Origin of the sequence: Mucilaginibacter sp. L3T2-6 (assembly GCF_030519355.1) — a bacterium.
In the GTDB taxonomy this organism is placed as follows: Bacteria; Bacteroidota; Bacteroidia; order Sphingobacteriales; family Sphingobacteriaceae; genus Mucilaginibacter.
On sequence record NZ_JAUMKC010000004.1, the window covers coordinates 164865 to 180406 of the forward strand.

Sequence of the window (15542 nt, forward strand, 5' to 3'; positions counted from 1 at the left end):
AGTAACTGTAAAGGGCCGACATACAGCCCTTTTTGCAGATAAACTGTATCTTTAAACTTCCTAATGAGAACTGAACGGTTAAAATTTACGACGGAGATTTTCATCTGCTTGATAATCTCTGCCTTTTTTTCGGTAACTTCTGTTGCCAAGAGGATTATCCCAACTGTGCTCAAAGACTCAGGATATGGTAAAATAATGCCGATCAGGCAACTTAAATCGCTTCCCCCGCTTAAAACGGCAAAAGCCGGATGTGACGACATAAACTGGGCTAGTTGGGGCAGCTTTACCGGCACCAGTGCCACTGGTACAGTACAAGGTGCCGACGGAGCCCCGGTTAACGTTACCATGACATCGAACTTCGATTTCGGCTCTACTCCCGGAATTTATAATCATGCCAAGTTCGACAGCTATCCTTCGCCGGTACCCGACGCCACAGTACCACAAACTACATGGTCAAAAGGCGCAGGAGGAACAACAACTATGTGTTTTTCTAAGACGGTTACAAATCCTGTGCTATTGATAGCATCGCTTGGAAACTCTGCGGGCTTAAGCGCCAAGCTTGATTTCTCGCTTCCGTATGTAGTTTTATTTGATGGCGGCAATATGGTTTACAATAGCAGTACTTCGTTAACAGGCACTGAAGGCTATGCGATAATTATGTTCCCCGGTGATTTTACCTGCGTCACTATAAACTCAAGTACCGAGGAATTTTATACAAATATTACATGGGGACTAAGGCCGCCCCCCTTCCCAATAAACATAAATCAAACTTCAAACAGTTGTAACGCGGTGACACTGACAGCCAGCGGCGGCTCAACTTATTTATGGAACGGGGGCGACACCCCCGGCAGTCCTACAAATACATTTCATCAAAGCGGCATTTATTTAGTTACTGTCACCAATGCTAATGGCTGTACAACATCAACTTCAGCAACTGTAACAATCCAGCCTGACGGATCTCCACCAGCTATTTCGCAAATAGCTGGCACATGTGGCAGCATTACACTTAAAGCAACCGGTGGGGTTATGTATTCATGGAATGGAGGAGATACACCGGATAAACCCAATAATACATTTCATCAAAGCGGAACTTATACCGTGACTGTTACAAGCGCTGGTGGTTGTATATCATCGGCCTCAAAAACAATAACAGTAAATAACGCCCCTGCAATCACTATCTCGGGCACTTCGAACGGATGCGGAAGTGTATCGCTTACAGCATCCGGCGGAGTAAAATACTTATGGGACGGGGGCGATACGCCGGATAAACCTAATAATACATTTCATCAAAGCGGAACTTACACAGTAACCGTTACCAATGCCGAAGGGTGCGTTGCATCCCAGTCCAAAACAATTGTCGTTAATCCTGCCGCCGCAATCCCTACCATATCAGTAAGCTCGAGTGCATGTGGCAGTGTTACCCTTACAGCCAGCGCAGGTACTGCGTATGCATGGGATGGAGGAGATACGCCCGATAAACAAACTAATACATTCCATCAAAGCGGAACTTACAGAGTAATGGTTACTAACGGCGGTGGGTGCATAATGTCGGCCTCAAAAACTATAACAGTTGATGTGCCACCCGCTTTTGCCATATCCGGCTCTACTACCGGTTGCGGCAGCGTCACTCTTACCGCCGGGGCCGGTGCGGCATCTTACTTGTGGGACGGGGGAAATAATCCAAACTCTGCAGTCAACACCTTTGGCACCAGCGGAACATATAACGTTTTGGCTACATTTCCAAATAATTGCACTGCAACAGCGAGTGTAAGCATAACGGTGAATCCAGCTGTTACCCCATCGGTTACTATCTCAGCAAGCCCGTCCGCTACCATTTGTGCTGGTGTACCTGTTACTTTTACAGCATCACCAATTAATGGAGGGAACTCGCCATCGCTTGAATGGTATCGAAATAATATACCTGTGGCAACCGGAACAGTTTACACAGCGGACGACCTGACAAACCACGAGTCGATTGCATGTCATTTAATCAGCAGTGCATCATGTGCGGTGCCGACTAATGTGACGAGTAATTCCCTTAATATCACAGTCAATCCTGTTCCGAATATTATTCTTGATAAGGAAATATCAATTAATGGCGATCAACCTGTGAGGCTAAATCCTGTTATTAATACTGACATTGTGAAATATCAATGGACTCCGGCTACCAACCTGGACGATCCGACCGTGCAAAACCCGCTCGCTTCACCTGCAAATACCACTAAGTATCAGTTAACAGTAACATCAGCTGCCGGCTGTGAGGCTTCTGCAGACATCACTGTAAAGGTGCTGAAAAACGACATCGTTATACCCAATACGTTTACGCCTAACGCCGATGGCGTCAACGACAACTGGAATATTGCTTATCTTTCAGATTATAAAGATGCAGTGGTGGATATTTACAGCCGGTGGGGGCAACATTTATTTCATTCTGTAGGCTACGCTAAACCCTGGGACGGTACCTATAATTCCAAACCGGTACCAGCTGGTACCTACTATTATCTAATCGATCTTAATTATAACAATTATAAACGCAGAAGCGGCTGGGTAGCAATTTTACGATAAGGCGGCTCAAAAATCATAATTGTTAAGGGATTTATTAGGACTACGGTCGGATTTTTTATTTATCTTGCTTCAGTAAATCCAATCCTAATGAGGTTTGTAAAAGCTTTCATCTCTGTCATTTTCACGGTGTTATTGATCTGGGTGTTAAATAACAAATTTGGCGACATACCGCCCGCCGGGAAATTTCTAAGTCCATCAAGGGGCTTCTGGCAAAATGCCGAAAACAAAGAGGGGCAGTCATCTGAAAATTTAACACTGACGGGGTTACAGGATGCAGTTACTATCCGCTACGATGAACATCGCATCCCGCATATATTCGCAAAAAACGATCATGATCTATATTATGCACAGGGCTTTGTAACGGCCCGCGACCGGCTCTGGCAAATGGATATTCAGACACGGAGCGCAGCCGGCCGCCTGGCTGAAATTGTAGGGCCAAAAGCCCTGGAAATTGACCGGTATCACAGGCGCATGGGTATGGTTTATGGTGCAGAAAACGGGCTTAAAGGTATTATGGCCAACCCGCAAACCCGCGAAATGGTACTGGCTTATACCGATGGGGTGAATAATTATATTCATTCGCTATCACCAAAAGATTATCCAATAGAATTTAAGCTGCTAAATTATAAGCCGGAAGAGTGGAAGCCAATTAATTGCATTTTCTTATTAAAGCTCATGTCGGAAACACTGGCAGGCGGCTCCGACCAGTTTGCCATGACCAACAATCTGCGGGTTTTCGGCCCCAAGGCTGTTAACGAGCTTTTTCCGGATTACCCGTTTCACGAATCTCCGATAATACCCGCAGGAACCAAGTGGGCATTTAATCCCCTGCCGATACCAAAACCCTCTGCCGGATACCTGGCACAAATGACTGAAAACATTAAACCTAAAGAAAAAGTTGATGGCATAGGCAGCAATAACTGGGCGATAGCAGGCAGCAAGTCGGCCACCGGTTACCCAATTTTGGCTAACGACCCGCATTTGAACTTAACTTTTCCGGCTATATGGTACCAGGTGCAGCTGTCATCGCCAACGGTAAATGTAAACGGTGTTTCGTTACCCGGTGCGCCCTGTGTTATCATTGGTTATAATCAAAAAATAAGCTGGGGTGTTACCAATGTTGATGCAGATGTACTCGATTGGTACCAGGTAAAATTTAAAGACAATACGAAAAATGAATACTGGTACAACAATGCCTGGAATCCCGTAAAAAAACGAATCGAAGTTATAAAAGTGCTTGGTGCGCCTGATGAAACCGATACGGTTATTTATACCCATCACGGACCGGTGGTCTACGAAACTACTTCCGAAAAGCCTAAAAATGAATTTCCGCATGTTCCGGTAGGCGACGCGCTACGTTGGATCGCCCATGATGAGTCGAACGAGTTCTTGTGTTTTTATAAGCTGAATCGCGGAAAAAATTATAACGACTATCGGGCAGCCATTGCAAACTTCAGCGCGCCTGCGCAAAACTTTATCTTCGCCAGTAATGATAATGATATTGCGATCACCCCAAATGGCAAGTTTCCGCTAAAGTTTAAAGAGCAGGGCAAATACATTATGGACGGAAGCGACCCCGCTAACGACTGGCATGGATGGATACCGCCGGAGCAAAATCCCACGGTTAAAAATCCGCCGCGGGGCTTCGTTAGCTCTGCTAATCAATCTTCAACTGATCCGACTTACCCATACTACATCAACTGGCGGTTTGAACAGTATTACCGGGGCAAACGAATAAACGACAGGCTGACTGCCATGCAAAAGGCCACTGTGGATAGCATGCGCATAATGCAAATGGACAATTACAGCATACTTGCCCAGGATGTGTTACCCACCATGTTAAAATATCTCGACCCGAGCAAGCTGAGCGACGACCAGGCCAAGGCTCTTGATTTGATAAAAAAATGGGACAAATTCTACAATGCAAATTCCATTGGTGCAAGCATTTTCGACAACTGGTGGTATAATTTTTATAACCTGGTTTGGAACGATGAATTTACGGTTAAGGGAACATATTTGAAGTTGCCCTCGTACGATGAGACCGAAAAATTGCTACTTACCGACCCCAACTCCAAATGGTTTGACAATAATAAAACGCCCTTAAAAGAAACCTGCGCAGATATGGTAAATCACGCTTTTTATGCAGCGGTTGATAGTCTGATACACAGCCGTGGCGTGCCCGGTGACAAGTGGCAATGGGGGCGTGTAAAGGATACTTATATCGACCACATGGCTGGCCTGCCGGGCTTTGGCACAGGCAAGTTTATAGCCGGTGGCAGAGGCGGGGTTATCAACGCCCTGCGGTATAACAACGGACCAAGCTGGCGTATGGTTGTTCAGATGGGGCCGGTAGTAAAAGGATATGGTGTTTTTCCCGGCGGAGAATCCGGTAATCCCGGCAGCTTTTATTACCGCGATATGTTTGATACCTGGAATAATGGAAAATTGAATGAATTGCTTTTTTTAAACTCTGCAAACGAAAAATCAGCAAGAGTGAAATCGACATTGGTATTAAGCAAAAAATAAATTATCTAATCAAAATAAAAAGTCTCCTTCCCACAGGAGGGGATTAGAGGGAGCTGTTTATGTTATTTTTTATTATCCTGATATTAACCTTTGCGAGCGGCTATTTTCTGCCATGGTGGGTAGTGGCTATCGCTGCATTTTTACCGGCGCTGTTTATCGGGAAAACCCCGGCTAAATCTTTTTTCGCGGGCTTCTCCGCCGTGTTTATTGTTTGGGCTGCAATGGCTTTATTTAAATCGATTCCGAACGATAATATGCTTGCAAAAAGGGTGGCAACACTTATGCATCTGCCAAATTGGATTTTGTTACTCGTAATTACTGCTTTAATTGGTGGTTTGGTAGGGGGGATGTCGGCATTATCGGGCGTCCTGGTAAGAAAGGCGTTTGCAAAAAGTAAATAAAAATGCCCCGGCAATTTATACTTGCCAGGGCCTGCAGGCTCTTATTTTTTATTTCATCACAGAGCGTTCAATGAAGCTTTCAGCGTCTTTACTGCCTCTTTATCGCTTTTGGAGCTGTTGAAAATTTCCTTCGATGTCAGATCATCGCCATAGAAGTTCGCGTTCGCTGTTTTATCGATAGCAAGGTTTGATCCGTTGATACTTATGCCTGCGAATAGTCCGCGGCTGCGTGAATAAGAATATATTTCGGCATCGAGCTTATAATCCGTATTGGCAGATGTACTTCTGCCAAGCGGGCCCGCGGCCGCAGACGCATCCCCGCCTACTGTAAAATCGCCGTTCTTAACTTTGGCAAGCACCCCTTTATGACGGAACACCAAAACTAAATCCACGGATTGGACACCAATTTGTGCACCGATACTGCCGCCTGTCATCGTCACAAAAACCGGATCGCTCCATTTGCCATCCTCCATTTTAACCATGGCAACTCCTCTGCCGCGCTTACCACCGACGATGAGGCCTGCATTTATTAGTTTAGGTATGATCACCACTCCTTCGCATTCTGACAACAGGTTATGAGGAATAGTTTCATGCAGTTTACCAAAGTCGCGCAAAACATTCGAAGCTGCATGTACACGCTCGGTTTCCTTAGTGTCATCTGTTGTTGCTGATATTAACACGAAAAACAGGCCGAGCATAACCGGTATTTTTAATAATCTAAGCGTTTTCATTTTAATTTTTTAAAGTAGATATGATTGGAACCCTGCAAATATTATTCATTTAACTTTTAAATCCTCCTGTTGTTTGTTTACGTTGTGCAATCTTTAATAACAAGGCTAAAGAAAGTCATTGAGAATAAGGGACAAAATCAGGAGTTCTTGAGCCGCCTTTGCCGCCTGCCATCATCCGGGTCAATCTTAACGGGCATAGTAGAAATTTTCGTGATGTACTCGTCAGGCAAACCTGCTTTTTTTGCAAGAGATATTACCTTTTGCTGGTACCAGTCATAGGGCAGCAAGTGGGTATTAACGGCATGAGGCTGTGCTACAAAGGCATGGGCCGCATACACTTTGTTATTGGTGGCAATACAGTTTACAGCTTCCAGCTTAAAGTCGATGCTCCAGGTTTCGCCGTTATAAAAATTGCCTTTTTCATTATCGTTCAATTCTATCAATACGCCCCATACTGCATCATCATTTGAGGGGGCTATATTGGCTTTCGACGATTGATCGTCGGCAGTTTTATTAAATATGAAGGTATAACCGGGCAGTTTCGCTATGTCGATCTTTTTGGCAGATGGAACCGTTTTTGCAAATTCCTCAACGTCCATATTGCCTGCAAATGCAAATAATATCATAACGTATAAATTAAGATAGATGTGTTTTGTTTTAACGCTTTTATAAACTTCGATATTATGCTAAAAGGAATAATGGTTTAAATAACCTGCTTGTCAGTTATGGGTTTTAGGGTACGGATTGCCTGTATATGAACGTCCAAATCAGCCCTTTATAAAGTCCGGTTTACACCCTGCCTTGTGTTTTTTCAGTCGTTAACATTGTACCACCTGGTGTACGGTGCATCCGGATAAACAACCATTACAAAAACCATGAATATGAACAAGCAGCATTTAACAGCCACCATTGTTGTGGATAAAACGCCAAAAGAAGCTTTCGACGCAATTTTAAATATCAAAAAATGGTGGTCGGAGAACATTGAGGGCGAAACTTCAAATATCGGCGATGAATTTACCTATAGCGCCAAAACTTTACACCGATGCCGAATGAAGTTAGCAGAAGCTATTCCCAATAAAAAAATAACCTGGGAGGTGCTGGATAATTATTTTAGCTTCACTAATGACCAAACTGAATGGGTAGGAACAAAAATTACCTTTGACATTACACAGGAAGACGATAAAACCAAAGTTCAATTCACACACCTGGGCCTGGTACCCGGCCATGAATGCTACGAAGTTTGCGAGGGCGCCTGGATAGATTACATCACCAATAGCCTCTACAATTTAATAGCTACAGGCACGGGGTATCCGAATTCGAAGGAGTGTGAGGAGGTAGTGTAATGACCCTTAAATCACCTACCAGCAAATAAAATCACTTTAGCGGGCTTATTCACCGGTAAAATTCTCATGAGCCGCAGGTGTAAAACTTAGCAACTGTGTATGACAGGCAACACAGGGAATTTGGAGGGTAACAGCAAGAAAGCCACGGCATGCCGTGGCTTTCTTGCTGTAGTATGTCAATCAGTTATTAACCTAATTTGCCAATTTCCTGAACAAGGTCGATCAGTTTATTTGAATAGCCCCATTCGTTATCATACCATGATACAACCTTAACAAAGTTGTTGCTCAGGGCGATACCCGCTTTAGCATCAAAAATTGATGTACGTGAGTCGCCTTTAAAGTCTTCAGATACAACCTCGTCTTCAGTGTAGCCAAGGATGCCTTTTAATTCGCCTTCTGAAGCTTCTTTCATTGCAGCTTTAATTTCCTCGTAAGTAGCAGGTGTTTTTAAGCGGGCAGTTAAGTCAACAACAGAAACGTCGGCAACCGGAACACGGAATGACATACCGGTTAATTTACCTTTCAATTCAGGCAATACCAAGCCTACAGCTTTAGCAGCACCGGTTGATGAAGGGATAATGTTCTGGTAAGCGCCGCGACCACCTCTCCAATCTTTTGCAGACGGACCGTCAACTGTTTTTTGGGTAGCAGTTACCGCGTGGATAGTGCTCATCAAACCTTCTTCGATACCGAATTTATCATTCAATACTTTAGCCACAGGAGCTAAACAGTTAGTAGTACAAGAAGCGTTTGATACGATGTGCTGATCTGCCTTCAGTTGCTTGTGGTTAACACCCATTACGAAGGTAGGGGTATCGTCTTTCGCAGGTGCGCTCATTACCACTTTTTTAGCGCCGGCATCTATATGTTTCTGGGCTGTTTCCTGGGTAAGGAACAAGCCGGTTGATTCTATAACAACTTCTGCACCAACCTCATTCCACTTAAGGTTTGCAGGATCTTTTTCAGCAGTTACACGGATAGTTTTACCGTTTACCACCAAATGACCGCCTTCAACAGCAATTGTGCCCTTGAACTGACCGTGGGTTGAGTCGTACTTTAACATGTAAGCCATGTAATCAGGCTCAACAAGGTCGTTGATACCAACAACTTCAACATCAGGTCTTTCAATTGCGGCTCTGAAAGCCAGGCGGCCAATACGGCCGAAGCCGTTAATTCCTATTTTCATTTTTTTAAGATTTATTGAGTAGTACGTTTAATTTTTATTTTGGAAATATGTCAGCAAATTGTTTATGGGTTCTTTTATAATGGTAGCTATTTTTAAACCGGCATCAGCGGCCGCGTCTTGTAATTGACTCTGAAAGTTTGCCGCTACGGTGCCCGCAAAATACAAAAAAGCTTCCGGATGTTCATCATGTAAAGGTAATAAATAGGTCTGCATCAGCTTGTCGAAGCCTTTTTTGATGGTGCCTTTTATATATCCATCTTCCTGATTATCAATAAAAAATTCGGTAAATGAACTTAAGTAAATAGCCGGTTGTTTTTGCCTGTAAATCTTTTCCAGCAAAGTCTTGCGGTCGGGGTCGTAACGCTGAACAAATTTTTTGCGGATGTTCTCCGGGAGCGTTTCGTTCATGTATCCCTTTACCAATTGGCGGCCCAGCCAGTTGCCCGAGCCTTCATCGGCCAGTATATAACCGAGTCCGTAATTATTCGGCTTTACCCGTTTGCCGTCGTACCAGGCAGAGTTTGATCCACTGCCAATAATACTTATTATGCCCGGCGAGTTTTTACAGCAGGCGATAGCCGCGGCCGTAATATCGTGCTCAACCGATACCCGGCCGAATTTAAAAAACTTTGAAAAAGCGTCGTGAACCGTGTTTTTTAATTCAGTTGAAAAGGAACCGGCGCCATAAAAGTAAATGCGCCTTATTTCTTCTGCGTGATGAATAAGATTGATATTTTTGCTGAGGACTGCTATAATCTGTTTTTCGTCGTTGAAATAGGGGTTTATACCGCTGGTTTTGAAAGCGGCAATGATCCGCTCTTTATCGAACAACCTCCATTCGGCATAATTTGATCCGCTATAAACAACTGCGTTCATGAATTTTAGATAGATAAAATGTCAGTCATCTGCATCAAATCCTCTTCCAGTTTAAAAGTATGCTGAGTTAATGCCTCTTCAAGGCTGGTTATTTTAATGTGGTTTGCTTCAAGGCCCACCATTGATTGGGTACGGCCGGCCAGTAATGCGTTTACTGCAGCAAAACCTAAACGGCTGCCTAGAATCCTGTCGAATGCAGAAGGGCTGCCTCCACGCTGCAGGTGCCCCAGTATGGTAACCTTTACATCATAGTTTTTTACCTCTTTCTGCACCTTTTTTGCGATATCGTAAGCGCCGCCATTTTTATCGCCCTCGGCCACTATAACAATGCTCGAAGATTTTTTGTTGCTTTGTCCGTTCTTTAGGTTTTGAATCAAATCGTCAATTGCAGTAGCCTTCTCAGGTAACAAAATTGCCTCTGCGCCGCATGAAATGCCGGCACGTAAAGCAATCGCGCCCGAGTCGCGGCCCATTACTTCTACAAAAAACAAACGGTCATGGGCATCGGCAGTGTCACGTATCTTGTCGATGGCCTCGATAACTGTATTGGTGGCTGTATCAAATCCGAGGGTATAGGTTGAACCGTAAAGGTCGTTATCTATTGTACCCGGTACACCCATAACAGCTATGTCAGGGAATTTTTTCGAAAAACGCAGCGCACCGGTAAAAGTTCCGTCTCCGCCTATAACTACCAATGCATCAATACCGTGCTTTTTTAAGTTTTGATAAGCTATTTCCATACCTTCGTCTGACCGGAAGGGCAGGCAGCGGGCAGTTTTTAAAATGGTACCGCCAAGGTTCAGGATATTGCTCACCGAACGTGGCTCCATCTCATACATATCATCCTCAATAAGCCCCTGGTAACCGCGGCGTATCCCAACAACCTGAAGGTTATTATAAATTGCTGTGCGTACTACCGACCGGATACAAGGGTTCATTCCCGGGGCATCACCACCCGATGTTAAAACCGCGAGTTTTGATATTTTGTGCATGTGTGCCATTTGATTTGTAGGCACGAAGATACTGTGTAAAATTTACACCATTAAATTTAATTTATTTTTTTTACATTAGCGCTTAACCAATTAACTTTAATAATAACCTTAACTAAACAGGTTTGGAGACCGCATTACCTACATTTAATTCCGTATTCTCAATCGATTGCGTGATATTTGGTTTTGAAGCCGGCGAGCTGAAAATATTGCTGATTGAGCGAAACCAGGAGCCGTTTAAAGACTGGCTTGCCCTTCCTGGCTATATAGTAGAGCAGGATGAAAGTATTGACGATGCGGCCGAACGTATATTATACGAGCTTACGGGCTTGCGCGATCTGCATATGCAGCAGTTTCACACTTTCGGCGAGGTAAACCGCCACCCGCAAGGGCGTGTGATAACGGTTGCTTATTACGCCTTGATCCGCATAAATGGCCAAAAAGAGCTGCGCCCGGTTACGCAATATGCCCGTAAGGCTTTCTGGCACCCGGTAAACGAGCTGCCCAAACTTGCGTTTGACCATACTGAAATTTTTCAAACCGGCTTTAACAAAATACGCCGCCGTTTAAACTATCAGCCTATAGCATTTGAGCTATTGCCCGAGAAATTTACGCTTACCCAACTGCAATCTTTATATGAGGCAGTATTAAATAAGAAGCTGGATAAACGTAATTTTCGCAAAAAAATGCTGAGCTACGGCTTTTTAAAGGAATTAGACGAAAAACAAAAAGGCGTATCCTACCGTGCCGCCAAGCTCTACAAATTCGACCGGAGGAAGTACGCGAAAATTTTTAATAATGAGTTGAATTTGGATAAATAGCTGACCGCAGGCAGTGGCCAGCTGGCAGTTGTTAGATACCCAGCGTAAAATAAAAAAGCTTCAGGATTTCCCCGAAGCTTTTTTGTTTTATTGCCAACTGAAAACTGGCAGCTGTCAATTAAATCTCGTGCGCAAATTCCAGGTGGTACTTCACCAGGTTATCTATAGGTGAGCGGATAATGTTGCCTACTACCATGCCGTTTTCAACTACCAGCTCTTCCAGCACGTTGCGGAAGTTGTAACCTACAGAGCCGATGCAATTGAAGGTGTATTTTTGATAATCAGGGTAATGAGTTACCAGGTTGCGGAAGAAATCTTCGAACGAGGTGCGCACCAGGTTACGTGAATATTCTATATGTACGTTGTTATCGTAAACAAATTTGCTGAAGCTTGCGCAAAATCGGTTGGCGCGCGGCTGGGTGTAAACATGTTCGTTTACATCATCCGGGGTAAGTTTGTAAGTTTCCCAGAACAGGTTACGAACAGGCTCGGGCATATAACCGCGCAGGTAATCTGTCAGTAGTTTTTTGCCGATATAGCAGCCGCTGCCCTCGTCGCCCAAAATATAAGCGCCTGAATCAATGTTCATGGTTACTTCTTTGCCATTGTAAAGACAGGTATTAGTCCCGGTGCCTAAAATGGCGGCGAAGCCCTCTTTGTTCCCCAGCAGGGCGCGTGCAGCGGCCAGTAAATCGTGGCCGATGTACACTTTTGCTTTGGTAAACACAGCCTCCATGGCAGTTTTAACAAGGTTGCGTTTCTCATCGGTTGAACAACCCGCGCCATAATAATTTACTTCGGTGATCTCATCCTTCTCCAGGTCGGTAGGTAAACTCTCGTTCAGCGACTGGATGATATACTCAGTACTTGAAAAATATGGGTTGTATCCCTCTGTGTTGAAATATACTTTTTTTCCTTCCCCGGTAACCAGGCACCAATTGGTTTTAGTGGAGCCACCGTCAGCAATTATGATCATAAAATAAGTTTATAATAAAAAATCGGTTAAAAGTATGATTTACTTATTGTAAATAAAACACTTTACTCTTTTAAAAAGTAAAAATCTTCATCAAAAATTCAGATTGTCTTGATTTTCAATTTAAAGCGCATAACATGGCGCCCTGTAAATCGATATTGTTGGTAATAAGTTTATTAAATCAGCTGGTTGTTTTTAAATATAAATGATTGCTTTAAGTAGCAATTGGCTTATAATCGGTTGCAATTATATATATAATTTAACAAATATCGGTAAGTGATAATTTGATTGTTTAAGATAATGATTTTTCGCGGCGTTAAGCTACGTCAGTGATGGGGTAAATTGGTTTTAAAAAGTTTTGAGAGGAACCTGCGCCTTAAGGCCTTCCGGCAGGCTAAAGTTAATATTTGAAATATCGGGCAGATTTTCGCATATTTGCGGCGCGAAAAATCAAAATTCGTAAGCGGTCCCATAGCTCAGCTGGATAGAGCAACAGATTTCTAATCTGTCGGTCTCAGGTTCGAATCCTGATGGGATCACTTTATATAGCTGGATACTTTGTATCTGGCTATATTTTTTTAAAATCAATTACGAAAAGTCTTATTGGCATATTAGAGCAATGTAAAGTTTCTTTGTAACCAATATGAAACCTTATTTTAAAGTAATTACGATACTGCTTCTAATTAGTGCTGTAAAATTATCTTTCGCCCAAACCCTTTCATTTGACAATTATAAAGTAAAAATATTTAAGGCAAAACCTGCCAGACTTAAAATTCAAGGGTAATGTACTGGCAGAAAGGTATAAGACTGCAATTTCTAATTCATATTATGACGATCCATATATCAGAAAACTCCATGGCAAAGGATGGCTAAATTTCGCTGGTCATTATTGTTTTGTTTATTGGGGATGCGGATCTGATTGTCAACACGGTGCTACAGTCGACCTGCAAACCGGGAATGTGTACGATGGGCCTAGGGCTACTCGTCAGTTTGAATATAAGCCCTGGCGTAGATTGTTAATTTTAAATAGGCCAGGTGATAAAAGCGATTGCGCGTTTTGTCAGCCAGAATATTGGATATTAAATGAAGAAACTAAGCGTTTTGTAAAAATAAAATAATGCCCTGATTTTCTTATTGGCATTCTTATGAAACTCAATCATCATCAATATCTATACACGCACCTTTGGAAATTTTGAGACGTGCAATCGTCTTTAAAATGTTAAGCGATTTGGTGTTATACAGTCCAGTCGGGATCACATTATATCTGGATACAACGTACCTGGATACTCTAGTTATGAGGTTGGATTCTCCGAGCTCAAGACATCCAGCGGCTTAATGCGGATTATATATTTTTTGTCAAACAATATTTATTTCAAATCCAGCGCTTTATGCGTCAAAGCATAAGAATATTGTTGCTTCGTCAAGTAAATTACGTTGTATGTATCCGCCAGTACATAAAAGTCGCCCGATAATTTGTTTTCACGGCTGAGATGTTTCAGGAATGCAAGAAATTTTGGATCTAATTCTGAAATACCCCACTTGAAAGTTTGCGAATGAGTTTTGCCATTAGATACATATTGCAGCATTATGCCGTGTTTCATCTTGTGTTCTGAGATGTTTACTGGTTTAAATTCTCCATGGGTTGTGGCCGAAAGTCGCTTTAAAAAATCTATATAAAGATGTTTAGGAACTATAAGTGAAGGAAGTAAAGTGCAAACCACTTTCGGGAAATTCTCCAAAAGTGAATTTATAGAATAGCGGTCAGCGGTTTCAGCGCCGTCAATGCCTTTGGCTATTTCAGATGGTGATAGGTGTGCAAAGAGTCCCATACTTTGCCATTCGGCAATGACGCTGTCAATCCTTCCGGATGTAAAATGGTTATCATAATTCTCCATACTCAGCAGCATGTAGGATAGGCAAGGCTTTTTCATGAATACCTCAGTTTGTGAATCTTTCAGGGCTATAACAGCATAGTGCGTCAAGTGATCCTCTTCAGCACCTGCATAGCTGAAGCTGATGTTGTGTAATCGAACCAACGAATGTTGGTCTGCCAAAACTTTGTTGAAAATGCGGTAAATAAACTCAAACCCGACACCCATTAATTGTAATTTTCCGCGCTTATTTTTGAACTGCTCAGCTTTGGTTGAAAATTTATATATCCGACCGTTACAACTCAAATTTATTTTGATTTTAACTTCATTAAGGAATTTGAGCTCGGAACTTGAGTCGGGCTCAATGGTGTAACTAAAATTTGAAAAGTTTAATTCGGGCATCATTGAAGAAATCCTTCGCAAAAAGGCTTCAATCCAAAGAATATTATCTTCAGGATATTTACTGCGATCAAATACTCGGTCAAGTTTAAAATAATCGTTCAACTGGAATGATGATTCAATTCTGCCCCTTTGAATGTCATCTTTTAACCGCAAAAAAGATGAGTCACTGATAATCCCATGGTTGTGTAACCCCTCAGCAACCGGTAACAATTTAGTTGGCGCCATCCATTCCAGTCGCGAGCTCATTTCTGCCAAATAAGCAACCATTTGCACTGGATGTATAAAACGCCCGCTGTCAAGTTCTTTAAGCGTATAAGTAAAAACCCTGTTTGTAAGCAAGCCGGCTTTATTGATATTTTTCAGCAACTGCCGAAGTGATCTGTTAATACTGTCCCGTCGCTCTGGCCTTGGAGTGTCGGCGCTGTAATTATAGGAAAGGCCAGTCTTATGAGGGTCAACATGAAATTCTTTTCGAAGCATAATATTTTCAATGCCAGCAAGTAAAACTACTTGATCCGATGCGCCGTATCTGTATTTAAATTCGCTTTTCATTACTGGCACATCTTTCGAGGTTATAACCTTGTATTTAATAAGTGTATCGATTGCTGCAGATGTGGATTGTCCAACAGCATAATTGAAAAATATGCAAATAACAACAAGGATAATCAGGTGAGTTTTCATAAAGTTTAATGAAGATACTCAAAAAGGCATAACCATCAAATTACCCAAAAAGTCCGATAGCCCTGCGTGCGAAATTTTTTCCAAAGACCATTTAATCTTTTCAGTTAATGTTAGCTATTAAACTGACAATTGCTGCAAATTTGCTAAAAATTGGTTCAAAAAAAATTCGATGGGGTT

The 15542-nt window shown here is 42.7% G+C and carries 12 protein-coding genes and 1 tRNA gene; 6 read left to right on the forward strand and 7 right to left on the reverse strand.

The genetic code is table 11. The features are described 5' to 3' along the window. Positions 1-63 precede the first annotated feature (63 nt). The 3 genes from Q3W13_RS06635 to Q3W13_RS06645 all read left to right on the forward strand — a co-directional run bounded on the left by Q3W13_RS06635 (position 64) and on the right by Q3W13_RS06645 (position 5492). On the forward strand, positions 64-2565 hold the full coding sequence (locus Q3W13_RS06635; protein WP_302862327.1) for a gliding motility-associated C-terminal domain-containing protein: 2502 nt from the start codon (positions 64-66) through the stop codon (positions 2563-2565). A gap of 87 nt (positions 2566-2652) precedes the next feature. Beyond that, a complete protein-coding gene (locus tag Q3W13_RS06640) occupies positions 2653-5091 on the forward strand; it encodes a penicillin acylase family protein (RefSeq protein WP_302862328.1) in 2439 nt (812 codons plus the stop codon). 59 nt (positions 5092-5150) lie between these two features. Further along, positions 5151-5492 carry a hypothetical protein gene (locus Q3W13_RS06645; RefSeq protein ID WP_302862332.1) on the forward strand — a complete coding sequence of 114 codons (342 nt, stop codon included), beginning with the start codon at positions 5151-5153 and terminating at the stop codon, positions 5490-5492. A 56-nt stretch (positions 5493-5548) separates the two neighbouring features. On the opposite strand, the gene Q3W13_RS06650 is transcribed toward Q3W13_RS06645, so the two are convergent. Next, positions 5549-6223, reverse strand: coding sequence for a lipid-binding SYLF domain-containing protein (locus Q3W13_RS06650; RefSeq protein ID WP_302862334.1), 675 nt, complete (start codon positions 6221-6223; stop codon positions 5549-5551). Positions 6224-6360: 137 nt separating this feature from the next. Then, a complete protein-coding gene (locus Q3W13_RS06655; RefSeq protein ID WP_302862336.1) occupies positions 6361-6849 on the reverse strand; it encodes a gamma-glutamylcyclotransferase family protein in 489 nt (162 codons plus the stop codon). 255 nt (positions 6850-7104) lie between these two features. Between Q3W13_RS06655 and Q3W13_RS06660 the strand changes: the two genes are divergently transcribed. Then, the gene (locus tag Q3W13_RS06660) at positions 7105-7566 is read left to right on the forward strand and encodes an SRPBCC domain-containing protein (protein ID WP_302862338.1); all 462 of its coding nucleotides are present in this window, start codon (positions 7105-7107) and stop codon (positions 7564-7566) included. 187 nt (positions 7567-7753) lie between these two features. On the opposite strand, the gene gap is transcribed toward Q3W13_RS06660, so the two are convergent. From gap to pfkA, 3 genes are read right to left on the reverse strand one after another with little or no spacing between them, the layout of a single operon-like run. Then, positions 7754-8752, reverse strand: coding sequence for a type I glyceraldehyde-3-phosphate dehydrogenase (gene gap, locus Q3W13_RS06665; RefSeq protein ID WP_302862339.1), 999 nt, complete (start codon positions 8750-8752; stop codon positions 7754-7756). A 27-nt stretch (positions 8753-8779) separates the two neighbouring features. Next, on the reverse strand, positions 8780-9628 hold the full coding sequence (locus Q3W13_RS06670; protein WP_302862342.1) for a hypothetical protein: 849 nt from the start codon (positions 9626-9628) through the stop codon (positions 8780-8782). A gap of 5 nt (positions 9629-9633) precedes the next feature. Continuing rightward, positions 9634-10620 (reverse strand): 6-phosphofructokinase, encoded by a 987-nt coding sequence (gene pfkA, locus Q3W13_RS06675; protein ID WP_302862343.1) that lies wholly within the window; start codon positions 10618-10620, stop codon positions 9634-9636. Between the two features lie 122 nt (positions 10621-10742). On the opposite strand from pfkA, the gene Q3W13_RS06680 reads away from it, so the two are divergent. After that, a complete protein-coding gene (locus Q3W13_RS06680; protein ID WP_302862344.1) occupies positions 10743-11438 on the forward strand; it encodes an NUDIX domain-containing protein in 696 nt (231 codons plus the stop codon). Between the two features lie 118 nt (positions 11439-11556). Here the strand turns inward: Q3W13_RS06680 and Q3W13_RS06685 are convergent, their stop codons facing one another. Continuing rightward, the gene (locus Q3W13_RS06685; RefSeq protein WP_302862347.1) at positions 11557-12414 is read right to left on the reverse strand and encodes an N-acetylglucosamine kinase; all 858 of its coding nucleotides are present in this window, start codon (positions 12412-12414) and stop codon (positions 11557-11559) included. Positions 12415-12876: 462 nt separating this feature from the next. On the opposite strand from Q3W13_RS06685, the gene Q3W13_RS06690 reads away from it, so the two are divergent. Then, a tRNA-Arg gene (locus Q3W13_RS06690) sits at positions 12877-12950 on the forward strand. An 828-nt stretch (positions 12951-13778) separates the two neighbouring features. On the opposite strand, the gene Q3W13_RS06695 is transcribed toward Q3W13_RS06690, so the two are convergent. Continuing rightward, positions 13779-15365, reverse strand: a complete 1587-nt coding sequence (locus tag Q3W13_RS06695; RefSeq protein ID WP_302862348.1) for a hypothetical protein — start codon at positions 15363-15365, stop codon at positions 13779-13781. Positions 15366-15542: the final 177 nt, after the last annotated feature.